At 41.5% G+C, this 18172-nt stretch carries 18 protein-coding genes; all 18 read left to right on the top strand.

Going from position 1 to position 18172, the window contains the following annotated elements:
- Positions 1-3 precede the first annotated feature (3 nt).
- The 18 genes from dapB (at position 4) to A361_RS19260 (ending at position 17456) form a co-directional block, all read left to right on the top strand.
- Positions 4-807 (top strand): 4-hydroxy-tetrahydrodipicolinate reductase, encoded by an 804-nt coding sequence (dapB, locus tag A361_RS19340; protein WP_009332726.1) that lies wholly within the window; start codon positions 4-6, stop codon positions 805-807.
- Between the two features lie 14 nt (positions 808-821).
- On the top strand, positions 822-1244 hold the full coding sequence (mgsA, locus tag A361_RS19335) for a methylglyoxal synthase (RefSeq protein WP_009332725.1): 423 nt from the start codon (positions 822-824) through the stop codon (positions 1242-1244).
- Positions 1231-1947: a bacillithiol biosynthesis deacetylase BshB1 gene (gene bshB1, locus A361_RS19330; RefSeq protein WP_009332724.1), complete on the top strand. Its 717-nt coding sequence runs from the start codon at positions 1231-1233 to the stop codon at positions 1945-1947. Before mgsA ends, bshB1 begins: the two co-directional genes overlap by 14 nt.
- Positions 1944-3089: an N-acetyl-alpha-D-glucosaminyl L-malate synthase BshA gene (gene bshA / locus A361_RS19325; protein WP_019380449.1), complete on the top strand. Its 1146-nt coding sequence runs from the start codon at positions 1944-1946 to the stop codon at positions 3087-3089. The genes bshB1 and bshA overlap by 4 nt, the downstream gene beginning before the upstream one ends.
- The gene (locus A361_RS19320) at positions 3086-4294 is read left to right on the top strand and encodes a CCA tRNA nucleotidyltransferase (protein ID WP_019380448.1); all 1209 of its coding nucleotides are present in this window, start codon (positions 3086-3088) and stop codon (positions 4292-4294) included. The genes bshA and A361_RS19320 overlap by 4 nt, the downstream gene beginning before the upstream one ends.
- Positions 4267-5250, top strand: coding sequence for a biotin--[acetyl-CoA-carboxylase] ligase (locus A361_RS19315; protein WP_019380447.1), 984 nt, complete (start codon positions 4267-4269; stop codon positions 5248-5250). Before A361_RS19320 ends, A361_RS19315 begins: the two co-directional genes overlap by 28 nt.
- Before the next feature lie 269 nt (positions 5251-5519).
- On the top strand, positions 5520-6356 hold the full coding sequence (panB, locus tag A361_RS19310; RefSeq protein WP_019380446.1) for a 3-methyl-2-oxobutanoate hydroxymethyltransferase: 837 nt from the start codon (positions 5520-5522) through the stop codon (positions 6354-6356).
- On the top strand, positions 6353-7210 hold the full coding sequence (gene panC / locus A361_RS19305; RefSeq protein WP_019380445.1) for a pantoate--beta-alanine ligase: 858 nt from the start codon (positions 6353-6355) through the stop codon (positions 7208-7210). The genes panB and panC overlap by 4 nt, the downstream gene beginning before the upstream one ends.
- A gap of 14 nt (positions 7211-7224) precedes the next feature.
- Positions 7225-7608, top strand: coding sequence for an aspartate 1-decarboxylase (gene panD, locus A361_RS19300; RefSeq protein WP_009332718.1), 384 nt, complete (start codon positions 7225-7227; stop codon positions 7606-7608).
- Positions 7609-7781: 173 nt separating this feature from the next.
- Complete coding sequence (gene dinG, locus A361_RS19295; protein ID WP_019380444.1) at positions 7782-10583, top strand: ATP-dependent DNA helicase DinG; 2802 nt, start codon at positions 7782-7784, stop codon at positions 10581-10583.
- Positions 10584-10737: 154 nt separating this feature from the next.
- On the top strand, positions 10738-11586 hold the full coding sequence (locus A361_RS19290) for a hypothetical protein (protein WP_019380443.1): 849 nt from the start codon (positions 10738-10740) through the stop codon (positions 11584-11586).
- Between the two features lie 307 nt (positions 11587-11893).
- On the top strand, positions 11894-12064 hold the full coding sequence (locus A361_RS29145) for a YpmA family protein (protein ID WP_009332715.1): 171 nt from the start codon (positions 11894-11896) through the stop codon (positions 12062-12064).
- Positions 12065-12079: 15 nt separating this feature from the next.
- A complete protein-coding gene (locus tag A361_RS19285; protein WP_019380442.1) occupies positions 12080-12553 on the top strand; it encodes a DUF5590 domain-containing protein in 474 nt (157 codons plus the stop codon).
- 59 nt (positions 12554-12612) lie between these two features.
- Entirely contained in the window at positions 12613-13797 is a 1185-nt protein-coding gene (locus tag A361_RS19280; RefSeq protein ID WP_026041604.1) for a pyridoxal phosphate-dependent aminotransferase, read from the top strand.
- Between the two features lie 246 nt (positions 13798-14043).
- Positions 14044-15336: an asparagine--tRNA ligase gene (gene asnS, locus A361_RS19275; protein ID WP_157888601.1), complete on the top strand. Its 1293-nt coding sequence runs from the start codon at positions 14044-14046 to the stop codon at positions 15334-15336.
- A gap of 180 nt (positions 15337-15516) precedes the next feature.
- Positions 15517-16227, top strand: coding sequence for a DnaD domain-containing protein (locus A361_RS19270; protein WP_019380439.1), 711 nt, complete (start codon positions 15517-15519; stop codon positions 16225-16227).
- 51 nt (positions 16228-16278) lie between these two features.
- On the top strand, positions 16279-16935 hold the full coding sequence (nth, locus tag A361_RS19265) for an endonuclease III (RefSeq protein WP_009332710.1): 657 nt from the start codon (positions 16279-16281) through the stop codon (positions 16933-16935).
- Positions 16932-17456 (top strand): YpoC family protein, encoded by a 525-nt coding sequence (locus A361_RS19260; protein ID WP_019380438.1) that lies wholly within the window; start codon positions 16932-16934, stop codon positions 17454-17456. The genes nth and A361_RS19260 overlap by 4 nt, the downstream gene beginning before the upstream one ends.
- Positions 17457-18172: the final 716 nt, after the last annotated feature.

Raw genomic sequence — 18172 nt, 5'->3', positions numbered from 1 at the left:
ACAATGGATAAAGTTAAAATTGTTATAGCGGGACCGCGGGGACGAATGGGAAGTGAAGCCGTCCAGCTTGTTAATCGAACAGAAAATTATGAAATAGCTGCAGTGATCGACCATAAAAATGGAGGAGGCTTTCTTGGCGATTTTGAAGGGTTTTCACAGTTTGGCCAGGTTCCGGTTTACACAGATCTTGCCTTATGCTTTCAGGAACTAAAACCAGATGTGCTTATTGATTTGACCACTCCGGAAGTAGGAATGTTCCACACGAAAACAGCACTGGAGTATGGTGTTAGACCAGTTGTTGGGACAACAGGCTTTTCGAAGGAAAATTTGAAAGAGCTTGAAGAACTTTGCCAGGAAAAAGGAATCGGCTGCATTATTGCCCCAAACTTTGCACTTGGTGCTGTATTAATGATGAAATTCTCACAATTAGCAGGAAGATATTTTAACGATGTGGAAATTATAGAGCTCCACCATGACCAGAAATTGGATGCTCCATCTGGAACTGCAGTGAAAACAGCAGAAATGATTGCTGATGTAAGAGAGAACAAAGAGCAGGGCCATTCACAGGAGAAGGAAACGATTCCTGGTGCAAGAGGCGCAAACTTTGATGGCATGCATATACACTCTGTACGGCTTCCTGGCCTGATTGCTCATCAGCAGGTTATGTTCGGTTCGGAGGGACAAACATTGACCATCCGCCATGACTCCTATAACAGGGCTTCCTTTATGTCTGGAGTAAAACTTGCTGTCGATACAGTTTTAAAAATTGATACTCTCGTCTACGGCCTCGAAAATATTATTGATTAGAAAGGGGTGCCACCATGAATATTGCCTTAATTGCCCATGATAAGAAAAAGGATGATATTGTAAGATTTGCAATCGCCTATAAATCAATTCTTGCTGAACATACCCTTTACGCTACTGGAACAACCGGTTCACGCATCATGAAGGAAACTGGCCTTTCCATTCATCGTTTTCAGTCTGGGCCACTTGGCGGGGACCAGGAAATTGGTGCTTTAATTGCTAACAATAAAATGGATGTAGTATTTTTCTTTAGAGATCCTCTGACTGTTCAGCCTCATGAGCCGGATGTTTCAGCTTTGGTGCGCCTCTGTGATGTATATGCCGTCCCATTGGCGACTAATATGGGCACTGCTGAAATTATTATTAAAGGACTGGAACGCAATGATTTATCATGGAGGAATATTGTAAGTGAAAAAGGTGACATGAATGAACCTGGATAATCTTGATATTCTGGCATTTGGTGCGCATGCTGATGATGTTGAAATTGGCATGGGCGGCACAATTGCCAAATTTGCCTCAATCGGAAAAAAAATTGGAATATGCGACTTGACCCGGGCCGAGCTTTCTTCTAATGGGACGGTTGAAATCCGTAAAGAGGAATCACTGAAAGCAGCTGATATTCTGGGGGTTAGTGTGCGGGAAACACTTAATCTGCCTGACAGGGGTTTATATTATAATCAGGAATACATAAAAAAGATTGCGGAAATGATCCGTAAATACAAGCCTGTTCTTGTGTTTGCACCTTACATGGAGGACAGGCATCCTGACCATGGCCATTGTGCCCGGCTGGTGGAAGAAGCCGTCTTTTCGGCCGGAATAAGAAAATACGAAACAGGGGGGGATTTTGCTCCGCATAAGGTGAAAAGCCTTCACTTTTACATGATAAATGGTTTCCATAAGCCTGACTTCCTAATTGATATCTCATCTTTTATGGATAAAAAAGCTGAAGGGCTGGAGTCTTATCAAAGTCAATTTGTAAAAAAACCTGGTTCATTTGATACTCCGCTTGTCAACGGTTATATTGAGACTGTTGCAGCGAGGGAAGGCCTATTTGGAAAACAGGCAGGGGTGGAATATGCAGAGGGCTTTAAAGTCAATAAGCCCTTAATGATTAATATGGATATATTCGGTGGAGAATTATGAGAAAAAAATTAAAAATAGGTATCACCTGCTATCCCACGGTGGGAGGATCAGGTGTTGTTGCAACAGAACTGGGTAAAATGCTGGCTGAAAAAGGCCATGAAATACATTTTATTTCATCAAGCCTCCCTTTTAGACTGAAAAGGATGTACCCAAATATTTTTTATCACCAGGTAGATGTAAATCAATACTCCGTGTTCCAATATGCTCCTTACGATATCGCGCTTGCAAGTAAAATGGCAGAAGTGATAAAACGTGAAGGACTTGACCTTCTTCATGTGCATTATGCAATCCCGCATGCAGTTTGTGCGATTCTGGCTAAGCAGATGAGCGGCACGGATATTAAGATTGTTACCACCCTTCATGGAACGGATATTACAGTTCTCGGGTATGATCCATCCCTGACAGATGCGATCCGTTTCGGAATCGAAAAGTCTGATGGCGTTACAGCTGTATCCAATGCGCTCATTTCGCAAACTTATGACCTGATAAAACCTGATAAATCTATAAGAGCAGTTTATAACTTTATAGATGAAAGAATATACAAGAAAACCGACTCTGCTTATCTTAAAGAAGAATATGGCATAAAACCGGATGAGAAGGTTGTCATCCATGTTTCCAATTTTCGCGGTGTAAAGCGGGTACCTGATGTTGTTAAGGCTTTTGCAAAAATCACGGAAGAAGTTCCTTCCAAGCTGCTATTAGTAGGAGACGGACCGGAAATGACCGTTATATGCAGGCTGGTGAATGATCTGCAGCTTAAAGATAAGGTCTTGTTTTTGGGAAAACAGGATAATCTGGAGGAGCTATACAGCATCAGTGATTTAATGCTCTTATTATCCGAAAAGGAAAGCTTTGGACTTGTTGCTCTCGAGGCAATGGCATGCGGAGTGCCGTGCATCGGCACTAATACTGGGGGAATTCCAGAAGTAATCAGCGACGGTGAGACAGGTTATATTTGTACTCTGGGGGATATAACTGATATCTCAAAAAAAGCAATTAAACTGCTTAATGATGTGCCCCTGCTTGAAAGGTTTGCTTCCCAATCCATTTCACTCGCTAAAGGAAGGTTCAGTGCCAGTCAGATTGTCATTCAATATGAAGAGTTTTATTATGAACTTTTGGAAAAAGGTGACCTTCGATGAATGAAGCTTTTTTAAGGGCAGTTCCTGTCCTCGAGAATATAGAAGCGGCAGGTTATGAGGCCTATTTTGTAGGAGGCTCAGTACGGGATTTTATCCTTGGCAAGGAAATTGCGGACGTCGATATTGCCACTTCCGCTGCCCCTGAGGAAGTCAAAACCATATTCCCAAGAACACTTGATGTGGGCATCGAGCATGGCACTGTGGTTGTACTGCATAATGGCATACCCTATGAAATTACAACTTTCAGGTCAGAGGCTGAATATCTGGATTTTAGGAGGCCTTCAAAGGTTCAATTTATCAGGTCTCTAAAAGAGGATTTGAAAAGAAGAGATTTTACAATGAACGCCATTGCTATGGATAAGAAAGGGCATCTTATTGATCCATTTAACGGCAGGGGAGCAATAGAAGAGAAAAGAATCTGCACCGTTGGACAGCCTGCTGAGAGATTTACTGAAGATGCACTTCGAATGATGAGAGCAGTCCGCTTTTATAGTCAGCTTGCATTCGAAATTGAAAAAAACACTTATGATGCTTTGGCATCTTTGGCTCATTTACTTGAAAACATTGCAGTTGAAAGAAAGCTGGCAGAATTCGAAAAACTATTAGCAGGAACCAGCCGGATGAAAGCTCTTATGATAATTGGGAAAACAGGACTATCTAAGTATCTGCCAAATATGTCTGGCTTCCAAAAGGAATTAATGCAGGCAGAAGATTATAATGCAGCTGAACTGACAGTGGATGAAATGTGGGCCTTTCTTGCATGCATCTTTAACTTGGACGAGTCGCAGGCTGAAGCCTTTTTCAAAAGCTGGAAACTGCCTGTAAAGAAAATAAAAAAGATATTGGCAATTAATAAATGGATTCGGTATAGAGCCAAAAATAAGTGGGATGCCTATTCCCTTTACCAGGCAGGATGCGTTTCACTAAACGCCGAGCGGGTCCTCAACGTAATCGTGCATGAGGACTCAAACAGGGGAACCGATATCCTGGTGAGTCAATATAATTGCCTGCCGATTAAAGAGAGAAGCGATCTTCAGCTTACCGGAGATAACCTGATGGATTGGTTTGGCAAACCTCCTGGACCCTGGATTAAAGCAATTCTTGAAAAAACGGAGGAAGCTGTCTTGCGCGGCGAATTGAATAATAGCAATGAATCCATAAGGGAGTGGCTCATAAATTGCAATCAGAAATTAGGAAAAAATTGATTGATGCTTTTACGAAGAGCAAGGAGGAATACCTTTCAGGCCAGTATTTAGCCGACCTGATTGGCTGCTCAAGAACGGCTGTATGGAAGCATATTGAAGAGCTGAGGAAAGAAGGCTTTGAACTGGAAGCGGTCAGAAGAAAGGGATATCGGATTACGAAAACACCTGAAAAGGTTACTCCTGATGAAATCAGGCTGGGTCTGCAGACTGAAACACTTGGCCGTCAAATTCATCATGAAGAAAGTGTTGACTCAACACAGAAGATTGCTCATCGCCTTGCTTACGAAGGTGCGCAGGAAGGAACGGTCGTCATCGCGGAGGAACAGCTTTCAGGCAGGGGAAGAATGGACAGGAGATGGCATTCCCCGAAATCAACAGGCGTATGGATGAGTGTTATCCTGAGGCCGAATATTCCACCTCCGAAAGCACCGCAGCTGACGCTCATTACAGCGGTGGCTGTTGTACAGGCGATTGAAGAGCTGACAGATTTAACACCGCAAATTAAATGGCCGAATGATATATTAATGAACGGGAAGAAAGTTACAGGAATCCTGACGGAACTGCAGGCGGATGCAGACCGCATTATTTCAATAATCATCGGCATCGGAATCAATGTTAACCAGGAGCTTGATGATTATCCAGATGAACTTAAAGACATTGCCACTTCTATATCCATTGAAAAAGGCGAAAAGCTTTCAAGAGCGGAGCTGATTAGAGTATTACTGGCAAAACTGGAAAACCTTTATAAACTGTATTTAGATAAAGGCTTCTATCCGATTAAGCTTTTATGGGAAAGTTATGCTGTCAGCATTGGTAAGAACCTTACTGCAAGAACTATTACCGGCAGTATATATGGCAAGGCTCTTGGAATTACAGAAGATGGAGTCCTGATGATCGAAGACAGCAGCGGAAAGGTCCATCATGTCTATTCTGCGGACATTGAGCTGGATGTTTAATTGTTTGCCTAAAATTTTTATAGCCAATTCTTTTGCCTTTTTGATATACTTTTTATGGGCAGTATCCTTAAAAGAACTGCACCTTTTTTGAGCGAATCATAAAATAAATAGATATCTGCCTAGATCCAAAAAAATGGACCGGGACAGAGGGATGAACTGATATATGAGCTATTGCAAAATCCTTCTGCCTACAGAAGGATTTTTTAATGTTCTGTTTTTTAACTCATTTGGAAGTTTTATTGCCTCTTCCTGCATAAGGAGGACGAATGATGAAGCAAACAACTGATTTTCTAAAAATGAAGGAACATGAAGAGAAAATTGTAATGCTGACAGCTTATGATTTCCCTGCTGCCAAACAGGCCGAAGGGGCCAATGTGGACATGATTCTTGTGGGGGACTCGCTTGGGATGGTAGTGCTGGGCTATGATTCAACTGTTCCAGTTACAATGGAGGATATGATTCATCATGGAAAGGCTGTCAAACGTGGAGCAAAAAATACATTTATTGTGATTGATATGCCGTTTATGAGCTATCACTTGTCCGCAAAAGATACACTTATAAATGGAGCAAGGCTCATTCAGGAAACAGGGGCACATGCTGTTAAGCTTGAAGGCGGTGATGAAGTCGCACAACAAATCGGAGCGTTAACAAAAGCAGGCATTCCTGTTGTTGCCCACCTGGGCCTGACACCACAATCTGTGGGGGTCCTTGGGGGATATAAAGTTCAGGGGAAAAACGCTGAAGCAGCCAGAAAGCTGATTGATGATGCCAGAGAATGTGAGAGGGCTGGAGCTTTCGCTCTTGTCCTTGAGTGTGTTCCAAAACAGCTGGCAAAGCAGATTACTGATGAATTGACGATTCCTGTCATTGGGATCGGGGCCGGCAAGGATACAGACGGACAGGTTCTTGTTTACCATGATGTATTGGGATACGGTGTAGAGCGTGTTCCAAAGTTTGTGAAACAGTATGAAAACCTGAACCCAATTATCGCCGATAGTCTTGCAGCTTATTCCGCAGAAGTGAAGAACGGATCATTTCCTGATGATTCCCATTCCTTCAAGATGAAAGAGGAAGAGCTGCTGAGCTTGTACGGAGGAAAAGCATGAGAACGATTACTGATATAAGAGAAATGCAAAGTATTGCTTTACAGCTTAAGAGGGAAGGAAAGACAATTGGATTCGTCCCGACAATGGGTTATTTACACGAAGGTCATCTCTCCTTATTAAGTGCCGCCAGAGAAGAAAATGATGTGACAGTGGTAAGCATCTTTGTCAATCCGCTTCAATTCGGCCCTAAAGAAGATTTAGCGACATATCCCAGGGATTTCGAGCGTGACAGCAGCCTTGCAGAGAAAGAGGGGAATGACTACATCTTCTTTCCTTCAGCAGAGGAAATGTATCCTGAGACTCCGTCTGTAACAGCTAAAGTACAGGATCGTACGGATGTTTTATGCGGAAAATCCAGGCCGGGACATTTCGATGGTGTTGCAACGGTCCTTATAAAGCTCTTTAACATTGTACAGCCTGATAAAGTATATTTTGGGATGAAGGATGCTCAGCAGGTGGCCGTTGTTGATGGGCTAGTACGAGATTTCAATATTCCAGTGGAAATTGTCCCTGTTCAGACGGTCAGAGAAGAAGATGGATTGGCTAAGAGCTCAAGAAACGTACATCTTCTTCCGGCAGAACGAGATCAAGCAGCAGCTCTCCATCAAAGTCTTAAGATGGCGGAGTCCGCTATAGATGAAGGGGAACAAGATCCCCGGAAGATTCTAGCCTGCATGAAGGAATTCATCACAAAAAATACAAGCGGGGAAATAGATTATATTGAAATCCTATCCTATCCCCACCTTAAACAGCTTTCCCGCCTGGAAGGTAAAATCATCATCGCAATGGCCGTTAAATTCTCAAAGGCCCGTTTAATAGATAACGCTATAATATCAGTAAAAAAACAAAGCTAAGGGAGGAAGACAGCATGTTTCGCACCATGATGAATGGCAAGATCCATCGTGCAACAGTAACAGAAGCCAATCTTAATTATGTTGGCAGCATCACTATCGATACAGACATTATTGAAGCAGTAGGCATGGCTCCCAATGAGAAAGTTCAAATTGTTAATAATAACAATGGAGCACGATTTGAAACCTATATTATACCCGGTGAAAGAGGGAGCGGCGTAATCTGTGTTAATGGTGCAGCTGCACGCCTTGTACAGGAAGGGGATATTGTCATTATCATTTCATATGCTCTCGTTCCTGATGAAAAGGTGCCTTATCATGAACCAAAGGTAGCGATAATGGACAGCAGCAATCGGATCGCTGACATGATACATGCAGAGCCGGAAAGTACAGTTTTTTAAATAGAGTTTTATAAAGTGCTGAACTCCTATGGAGATTCAGCTCTTTTTTATAAACAGCCTGAATAACTGCATAGTTCAAGTGGAAGAAAAATAATAAGGGGAAAAGCTATTTGCCTTTTTCTTTTTCCGTTTTTATGATACCGTTTGAATGACTGAATATTGAGGTGTTAGCCATGGGTAATAAATATGTTGTAGTGGATTTGGAAACAACCGGGAACGCCCCGAAAAAAGGCGATAAAATGATACAATTTGCTGCTGTGGTGATTGAAAACGGAAAAATCACAGAGGAATACTCCTCCCTTGTAAACCCGGAGCAATCCATCCCCCCGTTTATAGAAGAACTGACAGGATTGTCAGATGAAATGGTCGAGAATGCCCCGCTCTTTTCGGAAATTGCCCCTAAAGTCTTGACTTTGCTTGAGGGTGCTTATTTTGTGGCTCATAATGTTTTATTTGATTTATCTTTTTTACAGGAAGAATTAATTGAGGCAGGATATAACGGATTTTACGGTCCTGTTCTTGATACAGTTGAGATGGCCCGTATTCTTTTTCCGACTGCAGATAGCTTTAAATTATCTGATCTTGCACTCCGGGAAGGCCTTAATCATGAACGTCCCCATCAGGCAGACAGTGATGCGTATGTGACCGCTGAGCTCCTGTTAATATTATTGAATAAGCTTAAAAACCTTCCCCATAACACCATAGACCTGCTGCATAAGCTGTCTGGAGGCTTAAAGAGTGATCTTGATATATTATTGGACGAGTTCATTGCGGTTAATGAAAGTAGGATTGGTTATTTAGATGATGGTATTGAAGTTCACAGAGGGATTGCACTGAAAAAAGAAATGAAACCACGGGAACTAGCAGGCTCCGAATTTCAGGGCTTTCCTTTCAGTGAAGAGGAAAAGCAGGAAATGTTCATTAAAGCCTTCCCTTCTTTTGAAAAAAGAGATGGCCAGTTTATCATGATGGATTCGGTTTATGGAGCGTTCAAAAATAAACGGCATGCATTGATTGAGGCAGGCACTGGTGTTGGGAAGTCCTTGGCATATCTTGTTCCATCAGCTGTTTATGCAAAGGAAAGCGGAAGAACTGTTATTATCAGTACATATACAACACAGCTTCAGGAGCAGCTGCTGAGGAAGGATGTTCCACTGCTTCAAAAAATGCTGCCATTCCCGCTTAAAGCTGTATTGCTGAAGGGAAGAAGCCATTATATCAGCCTTGCGAAGTTCGCTCAAACGTTAAGAGATGATGAAGATAATTATGATACAACCCTTAGCAAAATGCAGATTCTTGTCTGGCTGCTGGAGACTGACACAGGTGATATTGATGAATTAAACCTGTCAAGCGGCGGGATGATTTACTGGAGCAGGATAAAGAATGATGAAACAGCTTTTTTACAGGATAAGTCGTGGATTTCCAGAGATTTTTATCTAAGGGCAAGAAAGGATGCCCAAAAGGCAGATATCATTATTACGAATCACTCACTGCTTTTAACGGATCTAACAGCAGATAATGTTATTTTGCCTGAATTCAGCCATGTGGTGATCGATGAGGGACATCATTTTGTTAAGGCTTCTGGGAAACATTTTGGCAATAAGCTTGATTATCTATCAGTTCGGCTGATGCTTGGTCAAATTGGATTATTTGAACAGAAGCAGCTGTATTATAAGCTTGAAAAGCTGGTGGAAGAGAAAGCAGCGGCACCTGATGATGTCATGCATTCTTTTGAAATCAACCAAACAATAGCTGACATTATTCATGAAATGGATGAGTTGTTTAGAGTTATAGCGATTTATGCTAAAAAATATACAAAAGCAAAAAAAAGCGTAAATCGAATTACGGTCCGATTTAATAGAAATGCTGATAACAAGGAAACGAATGTCGTATTAGCGAGTGCCGAACGTTTTAAATTTATGCTTAAGGAATTGATCCAGGGCATAGACAGCCGTGTAGGAGCAGTTACAAATATTAAATCAGCTCTTTCTCTTGAGGAGAAGGCATTAATGGAGGAAGTGGCTTCCATTCTGGATGATTTAAGGGGAATGTATGAGGATTTAAACCATATCTTTCACTTGCCGTCCCGGGAATTTGTTGTTTGGATTGAAATGGATACTCGCTCTGCACAAAATGCTACAACTGTTTATGCACAGCCTGTATCAGTTTCTGAATATCTTAATGAACAATTCTTCAGCCAAAAGGAAAGTACGGTCATTACATCTGCCACTTTATCTGTGAAAAATTCTTTCAGTTTTATTCTAAAGGAACTAGGGCTTGAGGAACAGCAATGCACTCTAAAGCAAATTCAATCTCCTTTTGATTATCAAAGGCAGGTTAAGCTAGTGATTTCTGATGATTTGCCTGAAGTGAATGCAGTACCGCTCGAGGAGTATGTGGCATCAATTACCGAGCATATAATTTCAATTGCGGAAGCAGCGAAAGGAAGAATGCTGATTCTTTTCACTTCGCATGAGATGTTAAGAAGAACCTATGAGCTTATAAAGGAATCAGGGTTCCTGGAGGATTATGTTCTCATTGCCCAGGGTGTTACAAGCGGAAGCAGATCAAGACTTACGAGGAATTTTCAGCGATTTGATAAAGCCATTCTTTTAGGGACAAGCAGCTTTTGGGAAGGTGTGGATATCCCTGGTGAGGATCTTTCCTGTCTTGTAATTGTCAGGCTGCCATTTTCACCTCCAGATGAACCGATGGCACAGGCGAAAAATGAGCAAATTGCAAAGGAAGGAAAAAATCCGTTTTCCGAATACTCATTGCCCGAAGCAGTTATCCGCTTTAAGCAAGGTGTCGGGAGATTAATTAGAACAAGTTCGGATAGAGGAGTCATCGTGATATTTGACCGAAGAATTATCACCGCAAGGTATGGAAAGGCATTTCTGGATTCCATTCCGCCTATTCCTGTCCAGAAAAGTAATATTGATGAAATTGTCGAATTAATTTATACTTGGCTGTAAAAAATTCCGCGATTTTCACCGGAATCCTACTAGGAGAACAAGGCATCTGGTTTTTATCAGGATAAATTTAGATGATTAACGCATTATAATTTTGTGGGTTCTTTATTTATAAATCCTCAGTATGCTTTTGTTCATATGTAGGAGGAATGGAAAGATGAACGTGCTGTTCGCCTTTATGCTACTGTTCACGAATTGGTATTACATACCTAAGGATTCACCAGCAGTTCCTGTTAAAGTGGAAAGCATTGATCTAAAACTAAAAAGTGATGAGCTGGCTTTTACGTTTTTTTCCTTGTCTGATGGCGAGGCTTCCTTGCTTCATCATGGAAATGACGAAAAAGTCCTTATTAACACCGGCGGGCCAGGAACAGAGGAAGAATTAAAGAAGCTTCTTGAATTATATGGCGTAAATAGGATTTCAGCTATTATCCTGACAGATGAGGAATTATATAACGTGGCCAGCCTTAAATGGCTGATAGAAGATTTTGGGGTTAAAGAAATTATTGCCTATGATTCTGCAGTTTCTGAGTTGAGGGCTGAGAACGGAATCAGTGACCTTAGTCTGCATGCCTGGAATCAGAATTTTAAGCAGCAGCTATTTCCGGGGTTGCTTGCAGAAGTTCTTTACGCAGGTAATGAATCGGGGGAAGGAATGGATATTTCCTTTACATTTGCAAGGCATCGTGTATTATTTATGAACTCGACTAGTCCAAAATCTAAAGATTTTCTCATGAAAAAAGAGTTATCCAATGTTAATATTGTAAAACTTCCTGCGTTTGGCAGGAACGATTCCATATCAGAAGAGATGATCAAACATTTGGATCCGCAGATCGCCATTCTTTTTTATAAACCATCCATAAAACATGATTCGGATCTGTTCGGGCTGTTAAACGATGCCTGGGTTGATGTATATTATACAAGAAAGCACGGAACCGTCACCATCAAATTTACAGACATTAATTATGAATTATTCACGATTTTCCAGGGCGAGGAGTTCAAATAAACATATACCTTCACCAAAATATCAAAGGGAAATATTTTGTGAAGGTAATGACTTTTAGGGGGAATTTTATCACTTTCAACAGGCCAAATAATTAGCAATCAAAATTTAATGGCCAAATGAAAAAAGCTGCGCTTGCGGCGCAGCTTGACGTGGTGGACCAGAAGAAAATTTGTAGTTGTTTTAATACCAGTTAATCAATTCTGCTGTTATACTGTTACTGAGATTTATTTCTTTGTAAAATTAGTTTAACCTTAACGGCTGGGTATATAAGTTACAAATATTGTAGAGGCTGAGGAGGAATTCCAGAATGGAAAGCAAAATTGAGGTTTTATCTACCGTGAAGATCCAGCAAAGCCCGGATCTGTATAAAATTGTTGATGCACTGAACAGAACTTTAAAAGAAAAAGATTTGATGTTCGGTTTGGCGCTTGATCAGGAAGACCAAAATAAAGCGATTTTTACGATTTATCGTACATAAAAGAGTGATTGAGACATGAAGAGAGCAATATGGGGTATCATTATTCTGCTTGTCATATGCATTGGAGCAGGCTCTTTAATTTATTTCAACAGCATGAAGCCGGTTAGAGCGGCAGAATCAAAGGCTGTAGAGCTTGCGAAAAAGGAAACAGATCTTGCTGAAACTGAAGATTTCAATTTATATCATGGCACTGAGACCTACTATGTAATCGAGGGTAAAGATCATGATGGGACAAGTATATATGTGTGGGTTCCAGAAAAAAAAGGGAAAATCGTTACACTGAAAGAATCTGAAGGAATTTCCAGAAATGAGGCCATTAACAGACTTAAGCAGGAGAAAAATGCTGCTGAAATCATGTCTGTGCGGCTTGGAATGGAGAAAAATATTCCATTATGGGAAATTCATTACCGTTCCGGCAGTGATTTAATAAATTATTATTATATAGATTTTAAAACAGGAGAATGGCTAAAAAAAATTGAAAATCTATAGCCTGAGGCATTACAGCGCCTTAGTGCAGGAGAAAATCGGGAGGAAGCAAGCAAATGGAGATTCAACTGGCACAAAGAGTAAAAGCGTTGACACCATCAACAACTCTGGCAATCACAGCAAAAGCAAAAGAGCTAAAAGCCCAGGGACATGATGTTATTGGATTGGGAGCAGGCGAGCCGGATTTTAATACGCCGCAGCATATTATCGATGCAGCAGTGAAATCAATGAATGAGGGACATACAAAATATACGGCTTCAGCAGGTCTTCCAGCATTAAAGAAAGAAATCGCAAACAAGTTTAAAAAAGACCAGGGACTTGAGTATGACGCTTCAGAAATCATCGTTACCAATGGTGCAAAGCATGGCTTATATACACTTTTCCAGGTTTTGCTTAATGAAGGGGATGAAGTCATTATCCCGACTCCATATTGGGTCAGCTATCCTGAACAGGTTAAACTAGCAGGAGGTATTCCTGTTTATGCAGAGGGAAGAGAAGAGAATGATTTTAAGATCACACCGGAACAGCTGGCTAAAAGCATAACTGACAAAACCAAGGCAGTGATTATTAACTCACCAAGCAACCCGACCGGCATGCTTTATTCAGCGGAGGAATTAAAGGAGCTTGGCGAGGTTTGTTTAAAGCATAATGTCCTTATCATTTCTGATGAAATCTATGAAAAACTGGTATATGGCGGCCACCAGCATACTTCGATTGCTGAAATTTCACCTGAACTTAAAGAACAAACCATTATCATTAATGGGGTATCCAAGTCTCATTCCATGACAGGGTGGAGAATTGGATATGCAGCAGGTAATAAGAATATTATTAAGGCCATGACCAACCTTGCCAGCCACAGCACATCCAACCCGACAACAACAGCACAATATGGTTCAATCGCTGCATATGCCGGATCACAGGATACACTGGAAGAAATGAGAGAAGCATTCGAACATCGATTAAATGTTATCTATGATAAATTAATCAGCATACCAGGCTTTACTTGTGTAAAACCACAAGGAGCATTTTACCTGTTTCCCAATGTGAAAAAGGCAGCAGAATTGACCGGTTTTGAGAGTGTCGATGAATTTGTTAAGGCTCTTCTTGAGGAAGCGATGGTTGCAGTAATTCCAGGTTCTGGTTTTGGCTCTCCGGATAATATCCGTTTATCATATGCAACTTCTCTTGAATTATTAGAAAAAGCTGTGGAACGGATGCATGGATTTGTAGAAAAGAACATGAAGTAAAGAAAAGCGGAAGCGCCTTGCCCACCCCGTACACTTCAAGGCTTACGTTAGAAATCGACGTTCAAAATTTTGGACTTTCTAATTTTTGTGAAACAGGAGCGCTGGATTATATCCGGCCTCCTTCTGTATTTTTCGTAAGAACACTTAAAATATTACTAATATTGCTTGTCAATGTGCTTGAAGGTATAATATATAGCGTTACATAAGAAGTGATTGCTTAGATTTTTTTGGAGGGAACATAAATTGATAAAAACAACAATTTCTCAAGTTCATAAATATGTTGATCAGGAAGTTACGATTGGAGCTTGGATTGCCAACAAGCGCTCAAGCGGAAAGATTGCATTTTTACAGCTGCGCGATGGGACTGGTTTTATTCAAGGTGTTGTAGTGAAAGCGGAAGTGCCGGAAGAGATTTTCCAGGGTGCAAAATCAGTTACACAGGAATCTTCCGTTTATGTTACTGGCAAGATTCAAAAGGATGAGCGTTCACCTTTCGGATTTGAAATGCTGGTTACAGGCCTGGAAGTTATTCATCAGGCTGTGGACTATCCGATTACTCCTAAAGAACATGGAACTGAATTCCTAATGGACAATCGTCACTTATGGCTGCGCTCCCGCCGACAGCATGCAGTCATGAAAATCAGAAATGAAATTATCCGGGCAACTTATGAGTTTTTCAACGAGCAAGGTTTTTCAAAGGTTGACCCTCCAATTTTGACGGGAAGCGCCCCAGAAGGTACATCGGAACTTTTTGCGACAAAGTATTTTGATGAAGATGCTTATTTATCACAAAGCGGCCAGCTTTATATGGAGGCAGCTGCTATGGCTCTTGGAAAAGTATTTTCATTCGGGCCGACCTTCCGTGCTGAAAAATCCAAAACTCGCCGTCATTTAATCGAATTTTGGATGATTGAACCTGAAATGGCTTTCTGTGAGTTTGATGATAACCTGAAAGTACAGGAAGAATATGTAGCTCATATTGTACAATCTGTTCTTAAGAACTGTTCAATTGAACTCAAAACACTAGGCCGTGATACGGAGAAACTTGAAAAAATTACGGCACCATTCCCGCGCATCACGTATGATGAAGCAATTAAGTTTCTTCAGGAAAAAGGTTTTGATGATATCCAGTGGGGAGACGACTTTGGTGCACCGCATGAGACAGCAATTGCAGAAAGCTATGATAAGCCAGTCTTTATCACACACTATCCAACTTCACTGAAACCATTCTATATGCAGCCTGATCCATCAAGAGAAGATGTTGTATTATGTGCCGACTTGATTGCACCTGAAGGGTATGGAGAAATCATCGGCGGCTCTGAGCGTATTCACGACTATGACCTTCTAAAGCAGCGCCTTGATGAACATAAGTTAGATAGGGATGCTTACAAATGGTACCTGGAGCTTCGTCAATATGGGTCCGTACCGCATTCGGGATTTGGTCTTGGACTTGAAAGAACAGTTGCGTGGATAAGCGGCGTCGAGCATGTACGTGAAACAATTCCTTTTCCTCGTTTATTAAACCGCCTATATCCATAATTTTTTAAAAAACTGATAGATAAAGCAGAAATCCGCCTTCCGCGGATTTTTTGCTTCTTCAGATTCCCGCAACATCTTCCAGAAGAAAGCAGTCAAGCTGAATCTTCATGGAAAAGTTACCGGTTTTTCATCTCACTTTGGCCACTGTGTTCATGATATACTGAGAAGGAGGTGTCCCGAATGTCTAAAAATAGTTTATTAAAATGGCTTCAGGAAGGAAATATTTCAATACCTGGAGTCCTGCTTTCTCAATATAAAGAAATGAATTTGAATGAGCATGAACTCGTCTTAATTCTTCATGTAATTTCCTATATTGAACATGGGAATGAATTTCCCACCCCTGTAGAATTATCTTCGCGCATGACCATTTCTGTGGCTGAATGTACGGATATGCTAAGGAAACTAATCCAAAAAGGATTTTTTGATATCAAAGATAGCTACTCTGCTGATGGCATCAGATATGAAAAATACCATCTAGATCCGCTTTGGGAGAAGCTCATTGATCAGTTTCTGCTCAGCGGCAAGAAAGAGGAAGCTGTTAAGATACAGCAGGAGGAAACAGATCTTTATACTTGCTTTGAAAGGGAATTCGGCAGGCCGCTTTCACCTTTTGAATGTGAAACACTTGCGCTCTGGATGGATGATGATCATCATGATCCCCATATTATAAAAGCTGCATTAAGAGAATCTGTCCTGTCCGGCAAACTGAATTTCAGATATATAGACAGGATTCTTTTTGAGTGGAAAAAGAATGGCATAAAAACGATTGAACAGGCTAAAAGCTATGGAAAAAAATTCAGGCAGAACCAGGCACAGCTAAGGACAAAGAGGGAAGACACTCCGTCACAGACGACGAAATCTGTTCCCTTTTATAATTGGCTTGAACAGTAAGCAGGCTAAAGCTGCACCCAAAATATTGAAGATAGTAAGTTGGTGATTTCTTTGTTAAATAAAACACAAATAAGATACTGCCTTGATGCAATGGGGGAAATGTTCCCGGAGGCACATTGTGAATTAAATCATTCCAATCCATTTGAATTAGTCATAGCTGTAGCACTATCTGCACAATGTACTGATGCACTGGTAAACAAAGTGACAAAAAACCTGTTCCAAAAGTATAAAACACCCCAGGATTACCTCAATGTTTCCATAGAGGAACTGCAGGAAGATATCCGCTCAATTGGTCTTTATCGCAACAAAGCTAAAAATATCCAAAAGCTGTGCAGATTGCTTCTGGATGAATATGAGGGTGTAGTGCCGCGTGACAGAGATGAGCTGACAAAGCTTCCTGGAGTAGGCCGCAAAACTGCCAATGTCGTTGTCTCAGTGGCTTATGGAGTGCCTGCTATTGCAGTCGATACTCATGTTGAACGAGTAAGCAAAAGGCTTGGCTTCTGCCGCTGGAAGGACTCTGTACTGGAAGTTGAAAAGACATTAATGAAGAAAGTGCCGATGGATGAATGGTCAATTACTCATCATCGTATGATCTTTTTTGGAAGATATCACTGTAAGGCACAGAATCCTCAATGTGAGATTTGCCCTCTGCTAGATTTATGCCGGGAAGGCAAGAAACGTATGAAGGTGAAGCAAGCAAAATGACCGGGGAGATAGTCATTCCTGTTACAGAACAATTATGCCATTCCCTGTTTTACAAAATGAATGATTCATTGGCTGTAAAAGAAGGATCCCTTTCCGCTTATCAGCCTCTACCGCCATTTCTATATGAAGCGGCTTTTTATAGGGGCATACCTGCTGTAAGGCCTTGGGAAACCAGCGAAAAATTTATTCCTGTCTTAATGAATGAGTGGGCAGGGCAGAAACATCTTCTGGGTATGCACTTTTCGAACCGGGACCAGAAGGCAGCATTAGATCCGATGAAAGTATCTTTGGGAGTATTTTTACAGCTATTGTATTGGGCAAACAGCAAGCCGGTAAACCTTCAGTCAGATCCTGGAGAATTGCCAATAAAGCCAGTGAACCTTAAGGAACGGCTGAATTTCATTTTTGCACGACCGGCTTTTTATCATTCTTATATACAGCTGTCTGAACTAATGTCTGAAATGGAAAAGCAATATATGAAGATGCTTGCATTGGAAAAATCGAAGAGAAAGCGCCTTTAAATGATAGGCGCTTTTTTCTATGGCTAGAGAAAACAATAGCCTGCGCGAACTACAAGTCCCGCGCATAAACCCCATTAAGGCCGCGCGCGAAAGGAGAGAAAGCGCGCACAAGAAATGCGAGCGTAAAAGACCGGAACCCGCGCACAAAAGGAGGGAAAGCGCACACAACGGAAGAAATGCGAGCGTAAAAGACCAGGACCCGCGCAAACCCAAAAGTCCCGCGCATAAATCCCATTAAGCCGCGCGCAAAAGGAGGGAAAGCGCGCACAAATGGAAGAAATGCGAGCGTAAAAGACCAGGACCCGCGCAAACCCAAAAGTATCGCGCACAACTCCAAAAAAGCCGCGCGTAAAAGGAGAGAAAGTGCGCACAAACCGGAGAAATGGGCGCACAAAAGACCGAGACTCGCGCGAATCCAAAGGTCTCAGCGCAAAAATCTCATTAAACAGCGCGGAAAGTGAGGAAACCGCGCACAAACGGAAGAAATGCACGCGCAAAAGACCGGGATCCGCGCGAACCCAACAGAATCGCGCACAACTTCAAAGAATCCGAGCGCCAAAGGAGGAAGCTGCCTACAATCACGAATTACCCGGACACAATTGTACCAATACCGTCCATTCCATAAAACCTCAGCAGGACAAAGATAAAAAAAGAGCTGACTCAACCCTGAGCTGTTATTATCCCCTTCAGGTAGACAGTAAAAAAAGAGAACATGA

Origin of the sequence: Cytobacillus oceanisediminis 2691, assembly GCF_000294775.2 — a bacterium.
Lineage (GTDB): Bacteria > Bacillota > Bacilli > Bacillales > Cytobacillaceae > Cytobacillus > Cytobacillus pseudoceanisediminis.
This window is presented reverse-complemented; position numbering and strand designations above follow the sequence as displayed.